Source organism: Pseudomonas sp. AC193 (genome assembly GCF_979258075.1).
On the sequence record NZ_OZ409832.1, the window covers coordinates 4,567,501 to 4,593,855 of the forward strand.

26 protein-coding genes (1 of these 26 only partly in view) are annotated in these 26,355 nt (G+C 60.0%); 17 read left to right on the top strand and 9 right to left on the bottom strand.

Annotation, left to right across the window (positions count from 1 at the left end):
- Together ACZZ0D_RS20610 and aptA are read right to left on the bottom strand one after the other, a co-directional pair.
- Positions 1–1,115, bottom strand: the 5' portion of a protein-coding gene (locus ACZZ0D_RS20610) for a CoA-acylating methylmalonate-semialdehyde dehydrogenase (RefSeq protein ID WP_053116963.1). Its footprint begins 379 nt before the window's first position; the window shows 1,115 of its 1,494 coding nt (coding positions 1–1,115); its start codon is at positions 1,113–1,115; its stop codon lies off the left edge, out of view.
- Positions 1,116–1,260: 145 nt separating this feature from the next.
- Positions 1,261–2,610 (bottom strand): omega-aminotransferase AptA, encoded by a 1,350-nt coding sequence (aptA, locus tag ACZZ0D_RS20615; protein ID WP_008088681.1) that lies wholly within the window; start codon positions 2,608–2,610, stop codon positions 1,261–1,263.
- Positions 2,611–2,748: 138 nt separating this feature from the next.
- On the opposite strand from aptA, the gene ACZZ0D_RS20620 reads away from it, so the two are divergent.
- The 7 genes from ACZZ0D_RS20620 to ACZZ0D_RS20650 all read left to right on the top strand — a co-directional run bounded on the left by ACZZ0D_RS20620 (position 2,749) and on the right by ACZZ0D_RS20650 (position 10,730).
- Positions 2,749–3,669 carry a LysR family transcriptional regulator gene (locus ACZZ0D_RS20620; protein WP_053116962.1) on the top strand — a complete coding sequence of 307 codons (921 nt, stop codon included), beginning with the start codon at positions 2,749–2,751 and terminating at the stop codon, positions 3,667–3,669.
- A gap of 143 nt (positions 3,670–3,812) precedes the next feature.
- Positions 3,813–5,201, top strand: a complete 1,389-nt coding sequence (locus tag ACZZ0D_RS20625) for a uracil-xanthine permease family protein (protein WP_053116961.1) — start codon at positions 3,813–3,815, stop codon at positions 5,199–5,201.
- An 88-nt stretch (positions 5,202–5,289) separates the two neighbouring features.
- Positions 5,290–5,940 carry a TetR/AcrR family transcriptional regulator gene (locus ACZZ0D_RS20630; RefSeq protein ID WP_008088675.1) on the top strand — a complete coding sequence of 217 codons (651 nt, stop codon included), beginning with the start codon at positions 5,290–5,292 and terminating at the stop codon, positions 5,938–5,940.
- Between the two features lie 7 nt (positions 5,941–5,947).
- Positions 5,948–6,529: an IMPACT family protein gene (locus ACZZ0D_RS20635; protein WP_463554150.1), complete on the top strand. Its 582-nt coding sequence runs from the start codon at positions 5,948–5,950 to the stop codon at positions 6,527–6,529.
- 607 nt (positions 6,530–7,136) lie between these two features.
- A complete protein-coding gene (locus tag ACZZ0D_RS20640; RefSeq protein WP_463554151.1) occupies positions 7,137–8,684 on the top strand; it encodes an ABC transporter ATP-binding protein in 1,548 nt (515 codons plus the stop codon).
- Positions 8,685–8,697: 13 nt separating this feature from the next.
- Positions 8,698–9,804, top strand: coding sequence for an ABC transporter permease (locus ACZZ0D_RS20645; protein WP_463554152.1), 1,107 nt, complete (start codon positions 8,698–8,700; stop codon positions 9,802–9,804).
- Entirely contained in the window at positions 9,804–10,730 is a 927-nt protein-coding gene (locus ACZZ0D_RS20650; protein ID WP_008088667.1) for an ABC transporter permease, read from the top strand. The genes ACZZ0D_RS20645 and ACZZ0D_RS20650 overlap by 1 nt, the downstream gene beginning before the upstream one ends.
- Positions 10,731–10,770: 40 nt before the next feature.
- Here the strand turns inward: ACZZ0D_RS20650 and ACZZ0D_RS20655 are convergent, their stop codons facing one another.
- Positions 10,771–11,205 (bottom strand): hypothetical protein, encoded by a 435-nt coding sequence (locus ACZZ0D_RS20655; protein ID WP_463554153.1) that lies wholly within the window; start codon positions 11,203–11,205, stop codon positions 10,771–10,773.
- A gap of 83 nt (positions 11,206–11,288) precedes the next feature.
- Between ACZZ0D_RS20655 and ACZZ0D_RS20660 the strand changes: the two genes are divergently transcribed.
- The 3 genes from ACZZ0D_RS20660 to ACZZ0D_RS20670 all read left to right on the top strand — a co-directional run bounded on the left by ACZZ0D_RS20660 (position 11,289) and on the right by ACZZ0D_RS20670 (position 13,965).
- The gene (locus ACZZ0D_RS20660) at positions 11,289–11,639 is read left to right on the top strand and encodes a MerR family transcriptional regulator (RefSeq protein WP_008088665.1); all 351 of its coding nucleotides are present in this window, start codon (positions 11,289–11,291) and stop codon (positions 11,637–11,639) included.
- Positions 11,640–11,664: 25 nt separating this feature from the next.
- Complete coding sequence (locus ACZZ0D_RS20665) at positions 11,665–12,348, top strand: SDR family oxidoreductase (protein WP_150709029.1); 684 nt, start codon at positions 11,665–11,667, stop codon at positions 12,346–12,348.
- A gap of 258 nt (positions 12,349–12,606) precedes the next feature.
- Positions 12,607–13,965, top strand: coding sequence for an 8-oxoguanine deaminase (locus ACZZ0D_RS20670; protein WP_212546367.1), 1,359 nt, complete (start codon positions 12,607–12,609; stop codon positions 13,963–13,965).
- Between the two features lie 126 nt (positions 13,966–14,091).
- Here ACZZ0D_RS20670 and ACZZ0D_RS20675 read toward each other — a convergent pair whose 3' ends face one another.
- Positions 14,092–15,183 carry a calcium:cation antiporter gene (locus ACZZ0D_RS20675; RefSeq protein WP_422606684.1) on the bottom strand — a complete coding sequence of 364 codons (1,092 nt, stop codon included), beginning with the start codon at positions 15,181–15,183 and terminating at the stop codon, positions 14,092–14,094.
- A 287-nt stretch (positions 15,184–15,470) separates the two neighbouring features.
- On the opposite strand from ACZZ0D_RS20675, the gene ACZZ0D_RS20680 reads away from it, so the two are divergent.
- The 3 genes from ACZZ0D_RS20680 to ACZZ0D_RS20690 all read left to right on the top strand — a co-directional run bounded on the left by ACZZ0D_RS20680 (position 15,471) and on the right by ACZZ0D_RS20690 (position 18,689).
- Positions 15,471–16,544 carry a BMP family ABC transporter substrate-binding protein gene (locus tag ACZZ0D_RS20680; protein WP_053116955.1) on the top strand — a complete coding sequence of 358 codons (1,074 nt, stop codon included), beginning with the start codon at positions 15,471–15,473 and terminating at the stop codon, positions 16,542–16,544.
- A gap of 145 nt (positions 16,545–16,689) precedes the next feature.
- Complete coding sequence (locus tag ACZZ0D_RS20685) at positions 16,690–17,655, top strand: 2-oxoglutarate and iron-dependent oxygenase domain-containing protein (protein ID WP_463554154.1); 966 nt, start codon at positions 16,690–16,692, stop codon at positions 17,653–17,655.
- 80 nt (positions 17,656–17,735) lie between these two features.
- Entirely contained in the window at positions 17,736–18,689 is a 954-nt protein-coding gene (locus ACZZ0D_RS20690; protein WP_008082147.1) for an adenosine deaminase, read from the top strand.
- 118 nt (positions 18,690–18,807) lie between these two features.
- Here ACZZ0D_RS20690 and ACZZ0D_RS20695 read toward each other — a convergent pair whose 3' ends face one another.
- The 3 genes from ACZZ0D_RS20695 to ACZZ0D_RS20705 all read right to left on the bottom strand — a co-directional run bounded on the left by ACZZ0D_RS20695 (position 18,808) and on the right by ACZZ0D_RS20705 (position 22,277).
- On the bottom strand, positions 18,808–20,190 hold the full coding sequence (locus ACZZ0D_RS20695) for an MFS transporter (RefSeq protein ID WP_463554155.1): 1,383 nt from the start codon (positions 20,188–20,190) through the stop codon (positions 18,808–18,810).
- 107 nt (positions 20,191–20,297) lie between these two features.
- Complete coding sequence (locus ACZZ0D_RS20700) at positions 20,298–21,032, bottom strand: ArsR/SmtB family transcription factor (protein WP_463554156.1); 735 nt, start codon at positions 21,030–21,032, stop codon at positions 20,298–20,300.
- A 315-nt stretch (positions 21,033–21,347) separates the two neighbouring features.
- Positions 21,348–22,277 (bottom strand): LysR family transcriptional regulator, encoded by a 930-nt coding sequence (locus tag ACZZ0D_RS20705; RefSeq protein WP_053116946.1) that lies wholly within the window; start codon positions 22,275–22,277, stop codon positions 21,348–21,350.
- Between the two features lie 119 nt (positions 22,278–22,396).
- Between ACZZ0D_RS20705 and ACZZ0D_RS20710 the strand changes: the two genes are divergently transcribed.
- The 3 genes from ACZZ0D_RS20710 (at position 22,397) to ACZZ0D_RS20720 (ending at position 24,106) form a co-directional block, all read left to right on the top strand.
- On the top strand, positions 22,397–22,690 hold the full coding sequence (locus ACZZ0D_RS20710; protein ID WP_159813453.1) for a putative quinol monooxygenase: 294 nt from the start codon (positions 22,397–22,399) through the stop codon (positions 22,688–22,690).
- Positions 22,691–22,722: 32 nt separating this feature from the next.
- Positions 22,723–23,736 carry a zinc-binding alcohol dehydrogenase family protein gene (locus ACZZ0D_RS20715; protein WP_463554157.1) on the top strand — a complete coding sequence of 338 codons (1,014 nt, stop codon included), beginning with the start codon at positions 22,723–22,725 and terminating at the stop codon, positions 23,734–23,736.
- Between the two features lie 196 nt (positions 23,737–23,932).
- The gene (locus ACZZ0D_RS20720; protein ID WP_172680068.1) at positions 23,933–24,106 is read left to right on the top strand and encodes a hypothetical protein; all 174 of its coding nucleotides are present in this window, start codon (positions 23,933–23,935) and stop codon (positions 24,104–24,106) included.
- Between the two features lie 5 nt (positions 24,107–24,111).
- On the opposite strand, the gene ACZZ0D_RS20725 is transcribed toward ACZZ0D_RS20720, so the two are convergent.
- Complete coding sequence (locus ACZZ0D_RS20725; protein WP_053116943.1) at positions 24,112–25,314, bottom strand: multidrug effflux MFS transporter; 1,203 nt, start codon at positions 25,312–25,314, stop codon at positions 24,112–24,114.
- Between the two features lie 170 nt (positions 25,315–25,484).
- A complete protein-coding gene (locus ACZZ0D_RS20730) occupies positions 25,485–25,682 on the bottom strand; it encodes a cation transporter (RefSeq protein WP_025111719.1) in 198 nt (65 codons plus the stop codon).
- A 148-nt stretch (positions 25,683–25,830) separates the two neighbouring features.
- Between ACZZ0D_RS20730 and ACZZ0D_RS20735 the strand changes: the two genes are divergently transcribed.
- On the top strand, positions 25,831–26,214 hold the full coding sequence (locus tag ACZZ0D_RS20735; RefSeq protein ID WP_053116942.1) for a hypothetical protein: 384 nt from the start codon (positions 25,831–25,833) through the stop codon (positions 26,212–26,214).
- The last annotated feature ends 141 nt before the right edge of the window (positions 26,215–26,355 follow it).

Below are 26,355 nucleotides of genomic sequence, written 5' to 3' on the forward strand. Positions count from 1 at the left end.
ACGTTGTCGAACAGGCAGCCACCGAGGAAGAAGCCTTCTTCATGACCAGCGACGCTGAAACCACGACCGTCGACCACCAGGGTCGCGCCCGCCGCTACGCCGTCATCTACGTAACCGCTGACTTTGTCGCGCGCCTGACCGGTGACCAGTGGGCCCATGTCCAGACCGCACGAAGTGCCGGCACCGATTTTCAGCGCCTGAATCTGTGGCACCAGTTTCGCCACCAGCGCATCTGCAACCTGGTCGCCAACACACACGGCAACAGAAATTGCCATGCAACGCTCGCCGCACGAACCGTACGCCGCGCCCATCAGTGCGCTGACCGCGTTATCCAGATCGGCATCCGGCATCAGTACTGCATGGTTCTTCGCGCCGCCCAGTGCCTGCACGCGTTTGCCGCGCTTGGTGCCTTCGGCGTAGATGTACTCAGCAATCGGCGTCGAACCAACGAAGCTCAGCGCTTTGACTTCCGGCGCTTCGATCAACGCGTCCACGGCAGTCTTGTCACCGTGCACCACGCTCATTACGCCTTTCGGCAAACCGGCTTCCAGCAGCAACTGAGCGATCAGCAATGTCGAGCTCGGGTCACGCTCGGACGGCTTGAGGATGAAGCAGTTGCCGCAGACGATCGCCAACGGGTACATCCACAGCGGCACCATGGCCGGGAAGTTGAACGGGGTGATACCGGCAACGATGCCCAGCGGCTGGAAGTCCGACCATGCGTCGATGTTCGGGCCGACGTTGCGGCTGTACTCGCCCTTGAGGATTTCCGGGGCGGCGCAGGCGAACTCGACGTTCTCGATGCCGCGCTTCAGTTCACCGGCGGCGTCTTCGAGGGTCTTGCCGTGTTCTTCGCTGATCAGTTGCGAGATGCGCGCTTCGTTCTGCTCCAGCAGTTGCTTGAAACGGAACATCACCTGGGCACGTTTGGCCGGTGGCGTGTTGCGCCAGGCCGGAAACGCAGCCTTGGCGGCATCGATGGCTTTCTGGATGGTTTCGCGGGTGGCCAATGGCAGCTTGTGGATAGCCTGACCGGTGGACGGGTTGAACACATCAACCGCGCGACCGTTCTCGGTCACCAGTTCGCCATTGATCAAATGCGGGATAACGCTCATCGAAAACTCCTGATTTTTTGTTCAGCGGGCGCCCATTGAAGGGCGCCTTCTATATATAGGTAGCTTTGTGGGGGAGCCGGATGTCTTTGGCGCTCTTCACAACGCCTTCGCGAGCAAGCTCGGCTCCCACAGGTTCTGCGTGGAATCAGTCGAGCTTGTTCAGCACTTCGCCGACCGCGTCGAACAGACGATCGAGGTCTTGCGGCTTGCTGTTGAAGGTTGGGCCGAACTGCAGGGTGTCGCCGCCGAAACGTACGTAGAACCCGGCTTTCCACAGAGCCATGCCCGCTTCGAACGGACGCACGATGGCGTCGCCGTCACGGCCGGCAATCTGGATCGCACCGGCCAGGCCGAAGTTACGGATGTCGATAACGTGCTTGGAGCCTTTCAGACCATGCAGCGCGTTTTCGAAATGCGGCGCGACTTCAGCGACGCTCTGCACCAGGTTTTCTTTTTGCAGCAGGTCGAGTGCTGCCAAGCCAGCGGCGCAAGCCACCGGGTGCGCCGAGTAGGTGTAGCCGTGCGGGAATTCCACGGCGTATTCCGGCGTCGGCTGATTCATGAACGTCTGATAGATCTCAGAGCTGGCAATCACCGCGCCCATCGGGATCGCGCCGTTGGTGACTTGCTTGGCGATGCACATCAGATCCGGGGTCACACCAAAGGTGTCGGCGCCGAACATGTTGCCGGTACGGCCGAAACCGGTGATCACTTCGTCGAACACCAGCAGGATGTTGTGCTGATCGCAGATCTCGCGCAGACGCTTCAGGTAACCCTGTGGCGGAACCAGTACGCCAGCGGAACCGGCCATTGGCTCAACGAATACGGCAGCAATGTTCGAGGCATCGTGCAGCTCGATCAGCTTCAGCAGCTCATCAGCCAAGGCGATACCGCCCTGCTCCGGCATGCCACGGGAGAACGCGTTGCTTGCCAGCAACGTGTGCGGCAGGTGATCGACGTCCATCATCGCCTGACCGAACAGCTTGCGGTTGCCATTGACGCCGCCGAGGCTGGTGCCGGCGATGTTCACACCGTGGTAACCACGGGCACGGCCGATCATTTTGGTTTTGGTCGCCTGACCTTTCAGGCGCCAGTAGGCACGCACCATTTTCACCGCGGTGTCGGCGCACTCGGAACCCGAGTCGGTGAAGAACACGTGGTTGAGGTTGCCGGGGGTCAGCTCGGTGATTTTCTCGGCCAACTGGAACGACAGCGGGTGACCGTACTGAAAGCCCGGCGAGTAATCGAGGGTGCCCAATTGCTTGGAGACTGCTTCCTGAATTTCCTTGCGGGTGTGACCGGCGCCGCATGTCCACAGACCGGACAGCGAGTCGTATACCCGGCGGCCCTTGTCGTCGATCAGCCAGCTGCCTTCGGCGCCAACGATCAAACGCGGATCGCGCTGGAAGTTACGGTTGGCGGTGTACGGCATCCAGTGCGCGTCCAACTTCAGTTGGCTGGCCAGTGGCGACTGAGCGTTTTCAGGCATGTTCATCGGGCAAAACCTCGCAGGGCATAAGCGTCAGGGAGATAAAAAGCGTTGTTGCAGCTAAATTGCCACGGCGATAAAGTCGGTGAAATTCAACTCTTCTAACCTTCAGTTAGAACTTTGCTAAACAATGAGAACGATAAGATGAGCAGCCGCCGCCCAGATCCGCTGGCCCAGGTCAGTGACTTTGATATTCGCCTGCTGCGGATTTTTCGCAGCGTGGTCGAGTGCGGCGGCTTCTCGGCGGCGGAAACCGTGCTCGGCATTGGTCGCTCGGCGATCAGCCAACAGATGAGTGATCTGGAGCAGCGCCTCGGTTTGCGTCTATGCCAGCGTGGTCGCGCCGGATTTTCGCTGACAGAGGAAGGACGCGAGGTCTATCAATCGGCGTTGCAACTATTAAGTGCGCTGGAAAGTTTTCGCACCGAGGTCAACGGCCTGCACCAGCATTTGCGCGGTGAGCTGATCATTGGCCTGACCGACAACCTCGTCACCCTCCCCCACATGCGCATCACCCACGCCCTCGCACAACTGAAGGAGCGCGGGCCGGATGTACAGATTCAGATCCGCATGATTGCGCCGAACGAAGTCGAGCAAGGTGTGCTCGATGGCCGCCTGCATGTCGGCGTGGTGCCGCAGGCCAGTGCCTTGTCGGGACTGGAATATCAGCCGCTGTACAGCGAACGTTCACTGCTTTATTGCGCGGTGGGTCATCCGCTGTTTTACGTTGATGACAAGCAACTGGATGACGAACGCCTGAACAGTCAGGACGCGATTGCGCCGACGTTTCGTTTGCCGGCGGATATTCAGGCGCATTACCAGGCGCTTAATTGCACGGCCAGTGCTTCTGACCGAGAGGGCATGGCGTTTTTGATTTTGACCGGGCGTTACATTGGGTATCTGCCGGATCATTACGCCAGCCTTTGGGTGCAGCAGGGGCGTTTGCGTGCTTTGAAAGCAGGGACGCGGTTTTACGATTTGAGTCTGGCATCGGTCACGCGCAAGGGGCGGCGCCCTCATTTGGTGCTGGAGAGCTTTTTGGAGAGTTTGGCGGCGACGCGTTGATCGGGATTGCGATGTTGGTGAAGTACAGCAAGATCAAGGGATCGCAGCCTTCGGCAGCTCCTACAGAGAAAATAAGTTGAGCAAGTGGACAGGTTTTTGCAGAGGGGGAATTACTTCGTTCCTTTGATAAGAAGCCTTAAACCATGCAGCCAGATTCCGCACCGTCCAGCGACTTGATCTACGGCCTCAACGACCGGCCTAAACCACTCGCCGCAACGCTCGCAGCGCTGCAACACGTGCTCGCCAGTTTCGTCGGCATAATCACCCCGCCGCTGGTGATTGGTTCGGCGCTGGGGCTGACCGCTTATCTGCCTTACCTGATCAGCATGGCGTTGATGGTGTCGGGCGTCGGCACCTTTATTCAGGCGCGGCGGCCGTTCGGCATTGGCGCCGGGATGATCTGTCTGCAAGGCACCAGTTTCGCCTTTCTCGGTGCGGTGCTGTCGGCGGGGTTTCTGGTCAAGCAACGTGGCGGCAGCCCGGAAGACATTCTGGCGATGATTTTCGGTGTGTGTTTTTTCGGCGCGATCGTGCAGATCGTCCTCAGCCGTTTCATCGGGCAATTGCGTCGAGTTGTTACGCCACTGGTGACCGGGATCGTTATCACCCTGATCGGCATCAGTCTGATCAAAGTCGGCATCACTGACCTGGGCGGTGGCTTCAACGCGCCGGACTTTGGTGCGCCGGGCAATCTGGCGTTGGGCGTGTTCGTGCTGCTGACGATCATTCTGCTCAACCGCTCGAACACGCCGTGGGTGCGCTTGTCAGCGATCATCATTGGTCTGGTGCTCGGCAGTCTGGCCGCGTGGTTCAGTGGGAAACTGGTACCGCAGCCATTGCCTGACTTGCCGCTGGTGAGTTTTCCTACGCCGTTCAAGTTCGGATTCAGCTTCGACTGGACAGCTTTCCTGCCGGTCGCGCTGATTTATCTGATCAGCACCATCGAAACCGTCGGTGACCTCACCGCCAATTGCATGCTCGCTCGTCAGCCGATCAGCGGCCCATCTTATATAAGCCGCCTGCGCGGTGGCGTGCTCGGTGATGGCGTGAGCTGCATGATCGCCGCGACCTTCAGCGCTTTCCCCAACACTACGTTTGCGCAGAACAACGGCGTGATCCAGTTGACCGGCGTCGCCAGCCGCTACGTCGGGCTGTACATCGGCGCGATCCTGTTTTGTCTCGGCTTGTTTCCGATGATCGGCGCGGTGCTGCAACAGATTCCGAAACCGGTATTGGGTGGCGCGACTCTGGTGATGTTCGGCGCGGTGGCTGCGGCCGGCGTGCGCATCCTCGCGCAGTCGTCGCTGGATCGGCGCAGCATGTTGATCATCGCCACATCGTTCGGCGTTGGTCTGGGCATCGCCGCACAACCGAACCTGCTGCACCTGCTGCCGAAACTGGTGCAGAACCTGTTCGACTCGGCGATCACCAGCGGTGGCCTGACCGCAATCATCCTGTGCCTGTTGCTGCCGGAGTCGAAAACCGAAGCCACTGAAACCCACGCGCCGCTGAACAAGATCGAACAGGCGTAACGGTTTTATCGCGCAAAGACTTGTCGGATGCCTGTGGGTGCGCTATCAACGCAACTGGTTGCACCCACAGACAAACCCGGAAGTGCCTATGACCTTTGAAGTCCCAGCCCACGGCGGTAAACCCGCCAGCCGCATTCGTCAGAAAAACGAAGAGACCATCCTCAAAGCCGCCGAAGACGAGTTCGCCCGTCACGGGTACAAAGGCACCAGCATGAACACCATCGCGCAGAATGCCGGGTTGCCCAAGGCGAACCTGCATTACTACTTCACCAACAAACTCGGTTTGTACGTGGCGGTGCTGAGCAACATCATCGAGCTGTGGGACAGCACCTTCAACACGCTCACCGCCGAGGACGATCCGGCCGAGGCGCTGACCCGCTACATCCGCGCCAAGATGGAATTTTCCCGTCGCCAGCCGCAAGCCTCGCGAATCTTTGCGATGGAAGTGATCAGCGGCGGCGAATGCCTGACCGAATATTTCAATCAGGATTACCGCGCCTGGTTCACTGGCCGTGCGGCGGTGTTTCAGGCGTGGATCGATGCGGGCAAAATGGACGCGGTCGATCCGGTGCATCTGATCTTCCTGTTGTGGGGCAGCACTCAGCATTACGCCGACTTCGCCACGCAGATCTGTCGCGTCAGCGGACGCAGCAAGTTGACCAAGCAGGACATGGAAGACGCCGGCAACAACCTGATCCGCATTATCCTCAAAGGCTGCGGCCTCACTCCTTCTCTATAAGACGTTTATGCCTTTCACCCTCAGCGGTTTTTGCGAGTACCGCGAAGAGATTCGCAAAAGCCGCTTTATCACCTTCGCCACGCCGATCGGCAGCCCTGCTGATGCGCAGGCGTTCTTTGAACAGCACAGCGATTTGAATGCTTCGCACAATTGCTGGGCATGGAAACTCGGCGATCAATATCGCAGCAATGATGATGGCGAACCGGGTGGTACTGCTGGGCGACCGATATTGGCGGCGATTGAAGCGCAGGATTGTGATCAGGTCGCGGTGTTGGTGATTCGTTGGTACGGCGGGATTCAACTGGGAACTGGCGGGTTGGCCCGCGCGTATGGCGGTGGGGCGAACAAGTGTTTGCAGACGGCGGCGAAGGTTGAGTTGATCAGTCGGGTGGCGTTGAGTTGTGCCTGCGGGTTTGCCGAGTTGGCGTTAGTGAAGTTGCGCGTGGCGGATTTGGGTGGGCTGGTTGTTGAAGAGAATTTTACGGCGAATGGGGTTGAGTTGAAGTTGGCGGTGGGTGAGGCGCAGATTGCGGTGTTGCAGGGACAGTTGGCGGATTTGAGTCGGGGGCGGATTTTGTTGCAGCGGTGAAGCAAGGTCAAAAGATCGCAGCGTTCCGCAGCTCCTACAATTGAAATGCGTTTCCCTGTAGGAGTTGCCGAAGGCTGCGATCTTTTGGGGCGACCTCGAAATTTCATATCCCGCAAACTTGCCCACATCTGCTGTGCACCCGACTGTGGATAACCTGAGCACATAACGCTGTAACCCTTCTGTCACGTGGCTTTGCGCGGTTTGTTCACTTTTCGTTCAATTTGCCCGACGAAATGTAATTTCCAAGCAGAAACAATCAGTTAGCTACGTTTATCACTATTAGAAGAAAGCACCACAGTGCTTATGCCCGGCGTTTCGGCTTGCGCACAATAACTGTGGAGCAACCTGTGGATAACCCGTTCATGACCGCCGCAGTCGCAGGTTCTGCCTAGCTCCCAAGGGTTTGCTCGTTTTTTGATCAGTTGCTGCCGGGCAAAACTGGAGCCCGATCAACACCTTTGCTCCGATTTGGTGCTGCAAATCCCGCCGATTTTCAGCGCAATGCTCTGCGCCGAGCGCCCGCATCCGCAGCCCGCTCGGGTTCCTGACTCAATGGCCAGGAAATTGCTTTATCCACAGGCACAACTCCAAGCAAGTCGAGCCTGTCATGCCAATTGCTTCTACTCCTGCGCGCCTGCAACTGCGCCACATCAGCAAACGCTACCCCGGTTGTCTGGCCAACGACGCCATCGACCTGAGCATCGCGCCCGGTGAAATTCACGCACTGCTCGGTGAAAACGGCGCGGGCAAAAGTACCTTGATGAAGATCATCTACGGCGTCACCCAGGCCGACGCCGGGGAAATGCTTTGGCAAGGTCAGCGAGTCAACATCCGCAATCCGGCGCAGGCGCGGCAGTTGGGCATCGGCATGGTGTTCCAGCATTTCTCGCTGTTCGAAACCCTCAGCGTCGCGCAGAACATCGCGCTGGCGATGGGCGCCAAGGCTGGCACGCCGAAACAACTGGAACCGAAAATTCGCGAAGTGTCGCGCCGTTATGGCATGGCGCTGGAGCCGGAGCGACTTGTCCACAGCCTGTCGATCGGCGAGCGGCAACGGGTGGAAATCATCCGTTGCCTGATGCAGGACATTCGTCTGCTGATCCTCGACGAACCGACGTCAGTGCTGACCCCGCAGGAGGCCGACGAGTTGTTCATCACCTTGCGCCGTCTCGCCGCCGAGGGCTGCAGCATTCTGTTTATCAGCCACAAGCTCGGCGAAGTTCGCGCGCTGTGTCATAGCGCGACGGTTCTGCGCGGCGGGCGCGTGGCCGGGCATTGCGTACCGGCCGAATGTTCCGATCAGCAATTGGCGCAGTTGATGGTTGGCGAAGCGGCGGCGTTGATTGGCGACTATCCGAAAGTCAGCGGTGGCGCGGCGTTTTTGCAGGTGAATGGCTTGAGCTGGCACAACCCCGATCCGTTTGGTTGCTCGCTGACTGACATTAATGTGCAGGTACGCAGCGGTGAAATCGTCGGTATCGCCGGGGTCGCGGGCAATGGCCAGGATGAGTTGCTCGCCTTGCTCAGTGGCGAACAAACCTTGCCTCGCGCGCAAGCTGCAACCATTCGATTCGCCGAGCAACATGTCGCCGATTTACGCCCCGACGCGCGACGCAAATTGGGCTTGGCGTTCGTCCCCGCCGAGCGTCTCGGCCATGGTGCGGTACCGGAATTGAGTCTGGCCGATAACGCTCTGCTCACCGCTTTCCAACAAGGCTTGGTCAGCCACGGTTTGATCGAACGCGGCAAAGTCGAAGCCCTCGCCCAGCAAATCATTCAGCGCTTCGGCGTAAAAACCCCGGACGCGCAAACCGCTGCGCGCAGCCTGTCTGGCGGCAACTTGCAGAAATTCATCCTCGGCCGCGAAATCCTTCAGCAACCGAAACTGCTGATCGCCGCGCACCCGACCTGGGGCGTCGACGTCGGCGCCGCCGCGACCATCCACCGTGCGTTGATCGCGTTGCGCGACGCCGGCGCGGCGATTCTGGTGATTTCCGAAGACCTCGACGAACTGTTCCAGATCAGCGACCGCCTCGGCGCCTTGTGTGGCGGACGCCTGTCGGCGCTGCATAACACCACCGATACGCAACTCAGCGACGTCGGCGGCTGGATGGCCGGCCAGTTCGACAACCCACCTTCTGCCGCCACGGTTTAACGGAGTTTTCCACATGCTGCTTTCCCTCGAACCCCGTGGCCAGCAATCGCGCCTGATGCTGTGGTGCTCGCCGTTACTGGCGGCGGCGCTGACGCTCGGTTGCGGCTCGCTGCTGTTTATCGCCCTCGGCCACGACCCGCTGCAAACCTTGCATACGCTGCTGATCGCGCCGGTCAGCGATTTGTATGGTGTCTCCGAATTGCTGGTCAAGGCGCTGCCGATTCTGCTCTGCGCACTGGGCCTGGCGGTAGCCTATCAGGCGCGGATCTGGAACATCGGCGCCGAAGGTCAATTGCTCCTCGGTGCCCTCGCCGGCAGTGCGTTGGCGGTGAACATCATCGACATGCAAAGCCGTTGGGCGCTGGTGTTGATTCTGCTCACCGGCACCCTCGCCGGCGCGGCGTGGGCCGGACTGACCGCGTGGTTGCGCACACGCTTCAACGCCAACGAAATCCTCACCAGCATCATGCTCAATTACATCGCGCTGAACCTGCTGCTGTTCTGTGTGCATGGGCCGCTGAAGGATCCGGCCGGATTCAACTTTCCCGAGTCGGCGATGTTCGGCGACGCCAGCCGTTTGCCGTTGTTGATGGAGGATGGCCGCGTGCACGCCGGGGTGTATTTCGCCCTGCTCGCACTGGTCGCGGTGTGGGTGTTGTTGCAGAAAAGCTTTGTCGGTTTCCAGATCAAAGTGCTCGGGCTGGACAAGCGTGCGGCGAGGTTTGTCGGCTTTCGCGAGAAGCGGCTGATCTGGCTCGCGCTGTTGATCAGCGGCGGCTTGGCCGGGCTTGCGGGTGTCTGCGAAGTTACCGGGCCGATTGGCCAATTGGTGCCGCAGGTCTCGCCGGGTTACGGCTATGCGGCGATTACCGTGGCGTTTCTTGGGCGCCTCAATCCGATCGGGATTCTGTTCTCCAGTCTGTTGATGGCGCTGCTGTACATCGGTGGCGAGAGCGCACAAATGACGATGAATCTGCCGCAGGCGATCACCCAGTTGTTCCAGGGAATGATGCTGTTTTTCCTGCTCGCCTGTGACGTGCTGATCCTCTATCGGCCACGCCTGAACCTGCGCTGGGTGAAGCGCACGTCGACCACCGCCGTAACCGCCGGAGCGCTGTGATGGATATCGATCTGTTGAGCAATATTTTCTACGCCATGGTGCGATGCGGCACGCCGCTGTTGCTGGTGGCGCTGGGTGAACTGATCTGCGAGAAGAGCGGTGTGCTCAATCTTGGGCAGGAAGGGATGATGCTGTTTGGCGCGGTGATCGGTTTTATCGTCGCGCTGAACAGCGGCAACCTGTGGCTTGGCGTGTTGTTGGCGATGTTGGCCGGGATGTTGTTGTCGTCACTGTTTGCGCTGGTGGCGCTGGTATTCAATGCCAATCAAGTGGCGACCGGTTTGGCCCTGACGATTTTTGGTGTCGGGCTGTCGACCTTTGTCGGCGCGGCCTGGGTGGGTAAACCACTGGCCGGTTTTGAGCCGTTGGCGATTCCTTATCTGAGTGAAATTCCGCTGATCGGGCGGATGCTGTTTGCGCAGGATCTGCTGGTGTATCTGTCGTTCGCGCTGTTTGCGCTGGTGGCGTGGGTGATCATCAAAAGTCGTGTCGGGTTGATTATTCAAGCCGTGGGTGAGAACCCGGATGCGGCCAGTGCGATGGGCTTGCCGGTGCTGACCGTACGAACCTTGGCGGTGCTGTTTGGCGGGGCAATGGCCGGGTTGGCCGGGGCTTATTTGTCGCTGGCGTATACGCCGATGTGGGCGGAAAACATGACTGCCGGGCGTGGCTGGATAGCGTTGGCGCTGGTGGTGTTTGCCAGTTGGCGAGTGTGGCGGTTGTTGCTCGGGGCTTATTTGTTTGGGCTCGCCAGCATCCTGCATTTGGTGGCGCAGGGGTTGGGGCTGGCGATTCCGTCGAGTTTGCTGGCGATGCTGCCGTACGTGGCGACGATTTTGGTGTTGGTGCTGTTGTCGCGGGATGCGGTGCGTACGCGGTTGTATGCACCGGTTTCGTTGGGGCAGCCGTGGCAGGCGGGGCATTAATGCGTTGACCTTGTTGGCCCTATCGCGAGCAGGCTCACTCCTACATTGGATCGGGTTCACAATTTCCTTGTAGGAGTGAGCCTGCTCGCGATGGCTTTCTAACAGGCAAAACCTGAGCAACGCCCCACGCCAGTTCGAAGACCAGGAAAACCAGCAAAATCGAACTGGCACCGTGCAACAAGGCATACGCTTGCCAAGCCGCAAACAAAAACCGCGCCACCGCGTCATACCGTCCATAAAGCGCCTGCGGATCACGAATCCGCAGCACCGCCCAAACACACACCACCGACCCCAACAGATTCGCCATCAACATGTGCACAGGCTGAAACGCCGGCAGCTCACCCGGCAAATCCAGCGCACTCAACAACCGATGCACAAGCGCAAAACTCCACGGCGTGGCAAAAGCCGCAGTAACGATCAAGTCATACCAGGCGCTGCCGCGCACCACGTGGCGATACTGCGTTGAAGTCCACATCGTCCTTGCTCCAGAAATTCAGGGAGCAAGTACGTTAAAGCCTGGAGTATGCTCCAGGGTCAATAGCCCTTTTGAGAGTCGCCATGCGCATCGGTGAATTAGCCCTGGCCAGCGCCGTCAGCCGTGACACCCTGCGTTTCTATGAGCAACGCGGGTTGATTGCGGCGCAGCGTAGCGCCAACGGTTACCGCGACTATCCACCGGAGATGGTGCAACTGGTGCTCTATATCAAAACCGCGCAGCGCCTGGGATTTACCCTCGGCGAGATCGGCGACAGTGTCGCGGCGTTGTGGAACGCCCCCGATCCGGACAACGCCGTGGCGCAGTTGCTGCGCGACAAACTGCAACTGATCGAAACCCGCATGAGCGAACTCGACGTACTGCGGCAAGAGCTGCAACTTCGGCTCGGTCAGGCCTGTCCATTGAATCCATGATCCTCATTCATCAAGGAAGCCCCTCATGTCTGCAAAAAACGCACTGATCATCGGCGCCTCCCGGGGCCTTGGCCTCGGTCTGGTGAAAACCCTGCTGGCCGATGGCTGGCAAGTCACCGCCACCGTGCGCAATCCTGCCAATGCCGATGCGCTTCAAGCATTAGGCAAGGTGCGGATCGAGAAGCTCGACATGGACGATCAGCAAGCGGTGATCGCCCTGAGCCAACAGCTCAAGGGCGAAACGTTTGATCTGCTGTTCGTCAACGCCGGGGTCAAAGGCCCGGCCGATCAGACCCCGGGCGGCGCGACATTGGCTGAAGTCGGTCAGCTGTTTTTCACCAACGCGGTGGCGCCGATCAATCTGGCGCAGCGTTTTGTCGGGCAGATCCGTGATGGCAGTGGCGTGCTGGCGTTCATGAGTTCCGGGCTCGGCAGCGTGACGGTGCCGGACGCGCCGGAGCTGGCGTTGTACAAAGCGAGCAAGGCTGCGCTGAATTCGATGACCAACAGTTTTATCACGCAATTGGGCGAGCAGAAGATGACCGTGTTGTCGCTGCATCCGGGTTGGGTAAAGACAGACATGGGTGGCGAAGGCGCGGATCTGGATGTGGAAACCAGCACCCGTGGGTTGGTTGATCAGGTGAATGCGTACACCGGCAAGGGCGGGCATCACTTCATCAATTACAAGGGTGAAACCATTCCCTGGTAAACACCACATACTCCCTGTGGGAGCGGGCTTGCTCGCGAATGCGGTCTATCAGGCTACTGATGTATTGACTGACACGACGCATTCGCGAGCAAGCCCGCTCCCACAGGGACGGTGTGATGTTGTCTGGTCGGGTTGGGCTTGCCCGATGCAGCGTTTTGTTCGAAACTGCGCACCTCGTCCCCGCGGCGACCCTGGATCAGCAGACAGGGCATCACTGAGCTGGCAACCCTGAACCCAATTTTCAGAGGAGCCGGCAACATGCCCGCGACCCGTACCTGGTTAAAAAATCCCCTCGCTATTTTCACCTCCAACGAGCTCGATGCCCGTGGCGGTCTAGTCGTGCAAGACGGTGTCATCGTCGAAGTGCTGGCTGCCGGCCAACAGCCGTCGGCGCCGTGCAATGAAGTGTTCGATGCCCGCGAGCATGTGATCCTGCCTGGCCTGATCAACACTCACCATCACTTCTATCAAACCCTGACTCGCGCCTGGGCGCCGGTGGTCAATCAGCCGTTGTTCCCGTGGCTGAAAACCCTGTACCCGGTGTGGGCGCGTCTGACACCTGAGAAACTCGCGCTCGCCACCAAAGTCGCGTTGGCCGAGCTGCTGCTGTCCGGCTGCACCACCGCTGCCGACCATCACTACCTGTTCCCGGACGGTCTGGAAAACGCCATCGACGTACAAGTCGAAACCGTGCGTGAACTGGGCATGCGCGCCATGCTCACTCGCGGCTCGATGAGCCTCGGCGAGAAGGACGGCGGCCTGCCACCGCAGCAGACCGTGCAGGAAGGTCAGGTGATTCTCGACGACAGTCAGCGCCTGATTCACGAGTACCACGAGCGTGGCGACGGCGCGCAGATCCAGATCGCGCTGGCGCCGTGCTCGCCGTTCTCGGTGACCCCGGAAATCATGTCGGCGAGTGCTGAACTGGCGAACAAGCTCGACGTGCGCCTGCACACACACTTGGCTGAAACCCTCGATGAAGAAGATTTCTGCCTGCAGCGTTTCGGCCTGCGCACCGTCGATTATCTCGACAGCGTCGGCTGGCTCGGCCCGCGCACCTGGCTGGCGCACGGTATTCACTTCAACCCGGACGAAATCGCGCGTCTCGGCGAGGCTGGTACCGGTATCTGCCATTGCCCGAGTTCGAACATGCGTCTGGCTTCCGGCATCTGCCCGAGTATTGATCTGACTGACGCCGGTGCGCTGTTTGGTCTGGGCGTCGATGGTTCGGCGTCTAACGATGCGTCGAACATGATTCTCGAAGCGCGTCAGGCGTTGTACATCCAACGTCTGCGTTATGGCGCCGAGAAGATCACTCCGGAACGCGTGCTGGGCTGGGCGACCAAGGGTTCGGCGAGCTTGCTGGGCCGTACCGATATTGGTGAGATTGCCGTGGGCAAGCAGGCGGATCTGGCGTTGTTCAAGCTTGATGAGCTGCGTTTCTCCGGCAGCCATGATCCGATTTCGGCGCTGCTGTTGTGCGGCGCCGATCGTGCCGATCGGGTGATGATTGGCGGCAAATGGCGCGTGGTCGATGGCCAGGTTGAGGGCCTTGACCTCAAAGGCCTGATCGCCGATCACAGCCAGGCGGCTCGCCAACTGATCGCCGGTACCTGATCCAAACACCGTTCAAAACTGAGGGAGCGGGCTTGCTCGCGAAAGCGTCGTGTCAGTCGGTATTGAATAGCCTGACACACTGCCTTCGCGAGCAAGCCCGCTCCCACATTGGGTTTTGTGGTGGGCTTAAAGGCCGAGTAGGGAAAGCATGATGAACGTCGCAAACAGTACGAAGTGCGTCATGCCTTCGATGGCATTGGTTTCGCCGTCATTGAGGTTGATTGCACTGACGATCAACGTCAGGAAAATCATCACCGTCTGCACCGGCGTCATCGCCATCTGAAACGGCTGGCCGGTATACAGCGCCATCGCCTCCATCACCGGCACCGTCAGAATCACCGTCGACAGTGACGCGCCCATCGCAATGTTCACCACCGACTGCATGCGGTTGGCCAATGCCGCGCGCAACGCGGTCAAAATCTCCGGTGCCGCAGAAATGGCCGCCACCAGAATCGCCGTGATCACCGGCGGTGCGCCCGTGCCTTCCAGGCCCAGATCGAGGGTCTTCGACATCACTTCGGCCAGTGCGCCGATCACCACAATGCCAAACACCAGAATGCCGATCGACAGGCCGATGCTCGGTGCTTTCGCCTGCGCGTCCTGCGGTTCTTTCTTGCGGCGTTTATCCGGATAGCTGTAGCTGAAAAAGTAACTGTGCGGGCCGACCTGCATGCGCAGAAACAGCGCATACAGCACCACCATCGCACCGATGGTGAACGCCGAATAAATCTTCCAGTTGGCCTCGGGAATAAACTCCGGCACCACCATCGACACGCCCATGGCGGTGAGGATCATCACGCTGTAGCTGCGCGCGGAATCGTCGTTGTAGGACTGTTCGCCGTGTTTGATCCCGCCCATCAGCGCGGCGAGGCCGAGGATGCCGTTGATGTCGAGCATCACGGCGGAATAGATCGTGTCGCGCACCAACGTCGGCGACGCTTCGTTGCTCATCATGATCGCCAGAATCACCACTTCGACCAGCACGGCCGCGAGCGTGAGGATCATCGTGCCGTAAGGGTCGCCGACCTTTTCGGCGAGCAATTCGGCGTGATGGGCGACGCGCATCGAGGCGGCGACAATGAAAGCGATCAGCACTAGGCCGGCAGTCAGCGCGACGATCTGGCCGCTGTGCAGCATCCAGTGTTCCAACGGATAGGCAACGCACGCGGCGATGACGGCCAGGAGCAGAAAACTTTCTTGCTTGAGGAGGGTGAGCATGGACGGGCCTTTTACCGAAGAGTGCGAATGAGCTACTGACTGCGGAGCGGCGCTAACGTTTCGTTACACATTAGCGCACCAACTGATAGCGGTACTTTGCCCGGTGCACTTTTATTGGCCTTGAGGGCGCTATCGCGAGCAGGCTCACTCCTACAGGGGAACGCATTCCAAATGTAGGAGTGAGCCTGCTCGCGATGGCCGTTACGCGGTTTCGGAAAGTTTGTTGTCCTGTTGGTCAGCAATTTGCATTGGCCCTGACCACACACAACAAAATGGAGTTCGAATTCATGCAAATACGTCCGCTGCACAAATTGCTGTGCGCCGCCCTCGGTCTGGGGATCAGTCTGAGCGCCAGCGCTGCCGATCCGCTGAAGGTCGGTTTCGTTTACATCGGCCCGATCGGTGACCACGGCTGGACGTATCAGCATGAGCAGGGGCGCAAGGCACTCGCGGAGAAATTCGGCAATCAGATCACCACTAACTATGTCGAGAACGTCGCTGAAGGCGCCGACGCCGAGCGGGTCATCCGCAACATGGCCAAGGACAAGTACGACCTGATCTTCACCACCTCGTTCGGCTACATGAACCCGACGCTGAAAGTCGCCAAGCAGTTTCCCAAGGTGACCTTCGAACACGCCACCGGCTACAAACAGGACAAGAACCTCGGCACCTATCTGGCGCGCACCTATGAAGGTCGCTACGTCGGCGGCTTCCTCGCGGCGAAGATGACCAAGACCAAAAAAATCGGTTACGTCGCTTCGTTCCCGATCCCCGAGGTGATCCGCGACATCAACTCGATTCAACTGGCGCTGAACAAATACAACCCGGGCACCGAGATCAAAGTGGTGTGGGTCAACTCGTGGTTCGATCCGGGCAAAGAGGCCGACGCGGCCAACGCGCTGATCGATCAGGGCGTCGACGTGGTGTTCCAGCACACCGACAGCCCGGCGCCGATTCAGGCTGCCGAACGTCGTGGCGTGTACGCGGTGGGTTATGCCTCGGACATGGCGCACTTCGGCCCGAAAGCGGTGCTGACCTCGATCGTCAACGACTGGGCGCCGCACTATATTCAGGCGACGCAAAGCGTGATCGATCACACCTGGAAATCCCAGGATTACTGGGGCGGGCTGAAGGAAGGCACGATTGAACTGCCGATCAGCGATCTGGTGCCAGCGCCGGTGAAAGCCGAAGCCGAGCAGATCATTGCTGACATCAAGAGCGGTGCCTTCCAGCCGTTCACCGGGCCGATCAAGGATCAGGCCGGCGTCGAGAAAATCCCCGCAGGCGTAAGCGCGACCAATGCGGAACTGGCGTCGATGAACTACTACGTAGAAGGCATGAAAGCCGAGATGCCGAAGTAAATTTTTACTAGTCACACATAACCCTGTGGGAGCGAGCCTGCTCGCGAAAGCGGTGTGTCATCAAACAAAAATGTTGTCTGACACTCCCTCTTCGCGAGCAGGCTCGCTCCCACAGTTGGATCTTCAGCGTATTCAAGGATTGTGTATGGATCAGCTTCCGATCATCGACATCAGCCCGCTCTATTCCGACGACGAAAACGCCTGGCCTGCGGTGGCCGAGCAGATCGACCTGGCCTGCCGCGAATGGGGGTTTTTCTACATAAAGGGTCATCCGATTTCAGCGCAGCGCATCGCCGCCGTGCTCGATCACACCCAACGCTTCTTCGCCCTGCCCGCCGCAGAAAAACTCAAGATCGACATCACCCAGACCCGCCACCATCGCGGTTACGGCGCCATCGCCACCGAGCAACTCGACCCGAGTAAACCCAGCGACCTCAAAGAGACCTTCGACATGGGCCTGCACCTGCCGGCCGAGCATCCCGAAGTACTCGCGGAAAAACCGCTCCGCGGCCCCAACCGCCATCCGGCACAACCGGGCTGGGAAGCGCTGATGGAGCAGCACTACCTCGACATGCAAGCCCTCGCACAAACCCTGCTGCGCGCAATGACCCTCGCCCTCGACATCGAACGCGATTTCTTCGACAGCCGCTTCGTTGATCCGGTCAGCGTGCTGCGCATGATCCACTACCCACCGCGCCACACCGCCAGTTCCGCCGACCAGCAAGGCGCCGGCGCGCACACCGATTACGGCTGCATCACCCTGCTCTATCAGGACAGCGCCGGCGGCTTGCAAGTGAAAAACGTCAAAGGCGAATGGATCGACGCGCCACCGATCGACGGCACTTTCGTGGTCAACCTCGGCGACATGATGGCGCGCTGGAGCAATGATCGTTATCGCTCGACCCCGCACCGGGTGATCAGCCCGCTGGGCGTTGACCGTTACTCGATGCCGTTCTTCGCCGAGCCGCACCCGGACACGCGCATCGAATGCCTGCCCGGTTGTCAGGACGCACAGCATCCGGCGAAATATCCGACGACCACTTGCGCCGAATTCCTCCTGTCGCGCTTCGCCGATACCTACGCTTATCGCCGTGAGCAGGAAGCCGTTTGATGGATCGCTTGGTCAGGTTTTGCCAATTGTTTCGGCGAGCATCTGTAGAATGCCGTCATTGCACCTGATGAGAAAAGAATATGTACGACTGGCTCAACGCCTTGCCCAAGGCTGAACTGCACCTGCACCTGGAAGGCTCGCTGGAGCCCGAGCTGCTGTTCGCCCTGGCCGAGCGCAACAAGATCGCCCTGCCGTGGAACGACGTGGAAACCCTGCGCAAGGCTTACGCCTTCAACAACCTGCAGGAATTCCTCGACCTGTATTACCAGGGCGCCGACGTGCTGCGCACTTCGCAGGATTTCTACGACCTGACCTGGGCGTACCTGTTGCGCTGCAAGGCGCAGAACGTGATTCACACCGAACCGTTCTTCGACCCGCAGACCCACACCGACCGGGGCATTCCATTCGAGGTGGTGCTCAACGGCATCGCCGCGGCATTGAAGGATGGCGAGCAGCAACTGGGCATCACCAGCGGTCTGATCCTCAGCTTCCTGCGCCACTTGAGCGAAGAAGAAGCCGAGAAAACTCTTGATCAGGCGCTGCCGTTCCGTGACGCGTTTGTCGCTGTCGGCCTCGACAGTTCCGAGATGGGCCACCCGCCAAGCAAGTTCCAGCGCGTGTTCGATCGTGCCCGTCACGAAGGCTTTCTGACCGTCGCCCACGCCGGCGAAGAAGGCCCGCCGGAGTACATCTGGGAAGCCATCGACCTGCTGAAAATCCAGCGCATCGACCATGGCGTACGCGCCATCGAAGACGAGCGACTGATGCAGCGGATCATCGACGAGCAGATCCCGCTGACCGTGTGCCCGTTGTCGAACACCAAACTCTGCGTGTTCGATCACATGTCGCAGCACAACATTCTCGACATGCTCGAGCGTGGCGTGAAGGTCACGGTGAACTCCGATGACCCGGCGTATTTCGGTGGTTATGTGACCGAGAACTTCTACGCGCTGCATGAGCATTTGGGCATGACCCAGGATCAGGCCAAGCGCCTGGCGCAAAACAGCCTGGATGCGCGCCTGGTAAAACCGTAAGCAGCACCGCATAACCCTTGTAGGAGTGAGCCTGCTCGCGATAGCGGAGTGTCAGACACCGATGTGTTAGCTGACAGAACGCAATCGCGAGCAGGCTCACTCCTACATTGGATCGGTGTTAGCCGTTGGATTGGGTTTCGGTCAGCTCTTCGAGGGTCTTGCCCCGCGTCTCCATCCCGAACAACCACACCACCCCCGCCGCAATCGCGAAGCACGCCGCGCCGAGCGCGAATACCCCGCCCTGCCCGGTAATCGGAAACACCAGCCCGGTCACCAATGGCCCGAGCAACGAGCCCACGCGGCCAATAGCCGAGGCGAAGCCCGAACCGGTTGCCCGTGCCGACGTTGGATACAACTCCGGCGTGTAGGTGTAAAGCACCGCCCACATACCGAACAGGAAAAACTGCATCAACAACCCCGTGCCGATCAGCAGCGCCACGTTGCCGCCGAACACTGCGCTCTGCCCATACAGAAACGCCATCACCCCGCCGCCGAGCAAGGTGACGATGCACACCGGTTTACGCCCCCAGCGCTCGACCAGCCACGCCGCCATCAGAAACCCGGGAATCCCGCCCAACGAAATCAGCACCGTGTAATACACCGACTGCGTCACGGCAAAACCCGACTGTTGCAGCAACGCACTCAGCCACGACGTCAACCCGTAAAAGCCCAGCAGGGCGAAAAACCACAGACTCCAGATCATCGTCGTGCGCTGGCGATACTGCGGTGACCAGATCTGTTTGAGCGCGGAAAAGAAGTTGCCCGGCGGCGTCACGGTGCGCGGCAAGCGAATCGGTTCCGGCAGCGCCGCACCGCCGAGAGATGTACGCACCCGCGCTTCGATGCCGTTCAACACCTTGTCCGCCGCTTCATCATGCCCGGCCTGTTCCAGCCAGCGCGGCGACTCGGGAATGAAAAAACGAATGGCCAAAACAAACACCGCCGGTATCGCCAACACCAGAAAGATGTCGCGCCAGCCAATCAGCGGCAGCAGGAAGTACGAGAGCACGCCCGCCGCAACAAAACCCAGTGGCCAGAAGCCGTCCATCAAGGCGATATAACGCCCGCGCCGCTGTGCCGGAATCAGCTCGGAGAGCATCGACTGCGCGATAGGAAACTCCATGCCCATGCCGATTCCCAACAGGATGCGGAACAGCGTCAGCGCCTCGACCGTTTGCGCCGTCGAGCACAGATAACTGGCCACGCCCCACAAGACGATACTCCACTGGAACACCGGTTTACGCCCGAAACGGTCGGCGAGCATGCCCGACAACGACGCGCCCAGCACCATGCCGAAAAAGCTCGAACTGGCGAGCAACCCGGCCTGCGCACTGCTCAGTCCGAACTCGGCCTTAATCGAGCCGAGCAGAAACGTCATCATCGCCAGATCCATCGAATCGAAGAAAAACGCCAAGGCAATGATGATGAAAATGATCCGGTGATAACCGCTGATCGGCAGGCGTTCCAGCCGCTCTGCCGCACTGAAGTGTTGAGTGTCCATGCCGCCTCCCCCATCCGAAAAGTCCCCGGATCGAGTGTGCGCGATCGCGTTCAGGCGTTCGTGCTGGATGCGACCTGTTCGCAGCCGTGGGCGACGCGGCGACTGCTCTACAACGCCATTTCCAGCTCAGTCTCCTTGGCGAAGCGATGGATTTCGCGCTGGCCGGTGGCGGTCAATTGCAAGGCACGGGAGTCGTGGGGCAAGGTCAGCCAGCCGGATTGCATGAACAACTGCAACAGCGCCGCGCCGAGGGTGCCGCCCATGTGCGGACGCCTTTCGCTCCAGTCCGGGCAGGCGCAGGCGACTTGCACGTTGCGATGGGCCAGCGCCTGAATGAACACCCCGCGCTTGGCCAGTTGTGTCGAACCTTTGTGCGTGACCACCACGCGCTGTTCGATCTGCTCGATCCAGCCGGCATCGAGCAAACGTTGATACAAATCGGCAGCGAGCGTGCCGCCGAGGTGGTCGTCGCAGAAGCGTGCGCGCAGCAGTGAAGACGGCGCCGTCTGCGGTTTGGCAATCGGCGTTGCGCGTTTGAACACGGCGGGAATGTCGCGCGGTGCGCTGGCGATGGTGGCGCTGGCCAGCGCTTCGATCGCCGCGCCGACCTCGGGCGCCGACAGACGGAAAAAGCGCTTGCGCCCACGCACTTCGACTTTCAACAGGCCGCCAGTGGAGAGTCGCGCCAGATGAGCGCTGGCCGAGGACGGCGATAACCCCGCCAGCAACGCCAGCTCTTCGGTTTGCCGCGCCGAGCCATCCATCAAGGCCCACATCATCGCACTGCGCTTGGGGTCAGCCAGCAACGTGGCGATCTGGCTGATGCAAGGTGCATGTTCCATATATTCACTCCCTGTTGAATCGTATCGTCTACTGCTCGCAGACATCTTGACCACTAATGAGTCGTCGGCCAAGACGCGAAATACGCCATGTACCGGGGCCATGCTGGCCACTGACGCAATCTGCCTGGGCACTGAATCAGTCGCCGTTGCGCGCCCGTCACCCGTTCCCGGCGACGGGCGGTGAAGGTCTGTGGATCGGGGTGTCGGTACGGCATGAGGCGGCCGCTAGTATAAGCGGGTTACAGGCTGCGTCCCGCGCCGGGGCCTGCACGGGTGGTGATTGTTGCTGAGAGAAATTTCTCTATTTACCTGCGACTAATGATCAACTTTCGAGAAAGCGGGAAATTGACTACTCAATTCAGCGCATCGGCTGGCGAGCATTTCCCTCAGAAGGTTCACTGGCTTACTCAATTGAGCGCGATGTGCGCACAACAAATTCAGCGGAGCGCGCTCACATAACAGCTCCGGAAGCAGCACTTTGAGGCGTCCGGCGAGGACATCGGCGCCGACGTCGAGCCAGGATTTGTAGGCGATGCCTGCGCCGGCCACTGCCCACAGGCGCACGACATCGGCGTCGTCACTGAAACGGTCGCCACTGACCGTCAGCCCGACTTCGCGCTTGCCGTCGTGAAAACTCCAGTGGTCGTGAACCCGGCTGCCGAGCATGTACAGCAGGCAATTGTGTTGCGCCAGTTGTTCGAGCTGACGCGGTTCGCCGTGTCGGGCCAGGTACGCCGGGGAGGCGCAGAGTACGCGCCGGTTGTGCGGGGCGATCGGCATGGCGACCAGACTGGAATCTTCCGGCTCGCCATAGCGCAAGGCGATGTCCACGGGTTGGCGGAACAGGTCGGCGATGCGATCACCGAGCAGCAAGCGCACGGTCAGTTTCGGGTGCTCGCGCTGAAACTCATCCAGCCACGGCAGCAACAAATTGCGACCGAAATCCGAGGGTGCCGATAACTGCAAGATCCCGCTGACCTGATCCTGCCCGCTGGCCAGTAAGCGCCGCCCTTCGTCGAGGTTGCTCAACGCCGCCCGCGCGTATTCGAGAAAACCCTCGCCCTCGGCGGTCAGGCGCAAACTGCGGGTCGAACGCGCCAGCAAACGTGCGCCGAGTTGCTGTTCGATGCGCTTCAACGCCGCGCTGGCCACGGCGGCGGACATGTCCATCACCCGCGCCGCTGCCGACAGGCTGCCCAGATCCGCCGCTCGGACAAACAACTGCAAGTCATCGAAACGCAGCATCCTCAGCCTCGATTATCAAAAAAATATTGAAAGAGACTGCTGTTTTAGCCGGTTTTATCCCGCAGAGAAATAGCTAATCATCCGCTCATCGAATTCATCCCGCTTCTCTGGAGCCGCGCATGTCCCAGCCATTCACCGCCATCGCTACCCTGATCGCCAAACCCGGCCAGCAGGACGCCCTCGAACAAGCCCTGCGCGCCTTGGTTGAACCGAGCCGCGCCGAGGACGGTTGCAGCCAGTACGACTTGCACCGCGACCTCGCCGACCCACAGGTTTTTTATGTGATCGAACATTGGGCCAGCGAGGAAATCCTCCAGACGCACAACGCCAGCGCGCATTTCCAGAATTTTCAGGCCACTGCCGCGCAGACCATCGAACACTTCGAACTCAAGCGCCTCGGCGCGATTGCCTGATTCCTTCTTCTATTACCTGTACGGAGCCACTCATGAAAGCCATCGCCTATTACGCGTCCCTGCCGATCAGCGACGCCAAGTCCCTGCAAGACATCGAACTGCCAGAACCGGTCGCCGGCCCGCGCGACCTGCTGGTTGAAGTCAAAGCCATCTCGGTCAACCCGGTCGACACCAAAGTGCGGCAAAACGTGGCGCCGGAAAACGGCGCGGCGAAAGTGTTGGGCTGGGACGTCGCCGGTGTGGTCAAGGCTGTCGGCAGCGACGTGACGCTGTTCAAGGCTGGCGACAAGGTTTTCTACGCAGGTTCGATTGCCCGCGCTGGCGGCAACAGTGAACTGCACACAGTAGATGAGCGCATCGTCGGCCATATGCCGAAATCCCTCGGTTTCGCCGAAGCCGCTGCGTTGCCGCTGACCGCGATCACCGCGTGGGAATTGCTCTTCGAACGTCTGCAAATCCGCGAAGGCAAAACCGATGAAGGCCAAAGCCTGCTGATCGTCGGCGCGGCCGGCGGTGTCGGTTCGATCCTCACTCAGTTGGCCAAGCAACTGACGGGGCTGAAAGTGATCGGCACTGCTTCTCGCCAGCAGACCAGCGATTGGGTGAAAGAACTGGGCGCCGATCTGGTGATCGATCACAGCAAGCCGTTGAGCGAAGAACTGAAACGCGCCGGGATCGACAGCGTGACTCACGTCGCCAGCCTGACCCAGACCGATCAGCATCTGGATCAACTGGTCGAGGCACTGGCGCCGCAAGGCAAACTGGCGCTGATCGACGATCCGAAGTCGCTCGACGTGAGCAAGCTCAAGCGCAAGAGCCTGTCGCTGCACTGGGAGTTCATGTACACCCGCTCGCTGTTCGAGACGCCGGACATGATCGAGCAGCACAACCTGCTCAATCGTGTGGCTGAGCTGATTGATGCGGGGACGTTGAAGACCACGGTGGGCGAGCATTTCGGTGTGATCAATGCGGCCAATCTGCGTCGGGCGCATGAGTTGCTGGAGAGTGGCAAAGCCAAGGGGAAAATTGTTTTAGAAAGTTTCTAAAGTCGAAAGATCGCAGCCTTCGGCAGCTCCTACAGGGGTGTAGAGCCACGGTGGAGTGGGCGCGGCCGTGTAGGAGCGGCCGCAGGCTGCGATCTTTGCCGTCAGTCAGATGGCTGACCCTTGTCACAATTGCGATGGTATTCAGGACTACAATCGAAGCCTCTGCGGTACATCTTTTACGCAAAGGAGGTCAGCAATGAAGATCCTGATAAAAGAAGTGGCAAAGTCTCAATGGCAGGTTCGTCTCGACCAGCACGCCGTGACATTCCGCAGTGAAGCCGAAGCCCTGGCCTTCACCCGCACCCTCGAAGCGCGAATATTTGCGCCCCATCAGATTCCCGACCGCAGCCAGCAGCGCGCCGCCGGCTGAGTGTTTCAGACCTCGGCTTGAGCCTGCGCCAGCGCCCGGGCGTTTTGCAAACGTCGGGTCAGCATCGCGACGCACACCACCAGCAACCCGCAAACGCTGATGACAATCGCCATCGGCACGGCGGTGCCGTCGTGCAACACACCGACCAGAGCCGAAGCCCCGGCGGCGACGCTGAATTGCATGCAACCGAGCAACGCCGACGCACTGCCGGCGCGCCCGCCCTGCCCGTTCATCGCGCACGCGGCGGCGTTGGGGCTGATGCAGCCGAGGCTCGACACGCAGATAAACAATGGAATCAGCAGCGGCCACAACGATTCGGTGTGCAAGGCGCTGACCGCCAACAACGTCAGGCCCGCTGCCAGATAAACCCAGACTGCACGCGCCAGCAGGAATGCCGGGCCACGCTTGGCCAATAGCCGCGCGTTGACCTGCGCTACCAGAATGAAGCCCGCCGCGTTGGTGCCGAACAGCCAGCCGAAATGCTCGGCGGGCACGCCATACAGTTTGATAAAGATGAATGGCGAACCGGCGATGTAGGCAAACATCCCGGCGATGGCGATGCCGCCGGTCAGCGCGTGGCCGAGGTAAACGCGATCACTCAGCAGGCGTGCGTACTGGCGAAAGGCACCGGACAACGGTTGGCGCGGCATGCTCGCTGGCATGCTTTCCGGCAGACCGAGCGCGACCGCGAGGCCGGCCAGGGCGCTGAAACCGGTCAGCACCAGGAAAATCGACTGCCAACCGGTGGTGTTGACCAGCAGACCGCCGAGCATCGGCGCCAGAATCGGTGCCAGACCCATCACCAGCATCAGCTGCGAAAACACCTTCGCCGAGCCGACGGCGTCGCATTTGTCGCTGACCACGGCGCGGGAAATCACCATGCCCGCACAGCCGCCCAACGCCTGCACGAAGCGCGCGCCGATCAGCCATTCGAGGTTCGGCGCGTAGGCGCAGGCCAATGAAGCGAGGGTGAACAGGGTCAGGCCGACCAGCAGCGGAATGCGCCGACCAAAGCGATCCGCCACCGGGCCGTAGGCCAACTGGCCGAGGGACAAACCGGCGAAATAGGCGGCCAGGGTCATCTGCACGTGCTTCTCGTCGGTGGCGAACGCCAGCGCCATCGCGGGAAATGCAGGTAAATAAAAGTCGATCGCCAAGGGCCCGAAGGCGGTCAAGGCACCGAGAATCAAAATGGTACGGAAGTTCATCAGGCATCCAGTCAGGCAAGTCGGCAGCCCGACAGTCTAGCTGCGGCTGGACGCCTTGAACATTCCGATAGCTCGCTAACTATAAAAACGGCAAAAGATCGCAGCCTTCGGCAGCTCCTACATGAATGCGTCTCCTGTAGGAGCTGCCGAAGGCTGCGATCTTTTTGCTTCTAGGCGAGTTTGACGGCGTAGCCCTCTTCGCTGATGACCTCGATCACCTGCTCGGCACTCAGCGCACTTTCAACGCCCACTTCTTTCGCCGCCAGATCGACGCGCACGCTGGCCGCCGGGTCTTTGGCCTGCACGGCGTTGGTGATGGCTTTGACGCAGTGGCCGCAGGACATGCCTTGAACGTTGAACACTTGCATGGAATGACTCCTTTGAGTGAGGTTGCCGGCAGTGTCGAGCTTGCCATGATGGCAAGGTCAAGTTCTGCAATCATCTGCCGGGCTGGCAATCGGCGCCGCGCTCGGCCAAGCTGCGTGCATCAATGACTTAAATTCAGGAGATTCAGCCATGCGCTGGTCAGCTTTCAGCCTGTTTGGCTTGCTCAGCCTCTTTGCCGCCGTCCCTCAAGTGCAAGCCGCCGGGGAGGATTACGCGGTGCTGATCATCTCCCGCGAGCGTCTGGAAGTGTCGACCTCCTGCGAGATCGGCGTGTACATCCAGGATCAGCTCTCGGCGCGGCTGCTGCAGGAGCAGAGTATTTCCTTCAACCTGCCGCCGGGCACCGTGTCGCTGCGCTTGAAGTTGCTGCCGGGGCAAGTCGCCGGTTGCAATCCGGGCATGCTTGCGCCGGGTTCGCAGGAGATCAAACTGCGTGCCGGGGATGTGCTGAAGTATCGCTTGGCGATGAATTCCGAAGGCGTCTACCTGAAACGCGCCGATCTCGAATACTGAGTCGTCAGCCAAAAGATCGCAGCCTTCGGCAGCTCCTACATTGGAATGCAGTCCTCTGTAGGAGCTGCCGAAGGCTGCGATCTTTTGCTTTTTGGATTGGCGCTTGACCTTGCCCGCATGGCAAGGTTGATCCTTGTAGGC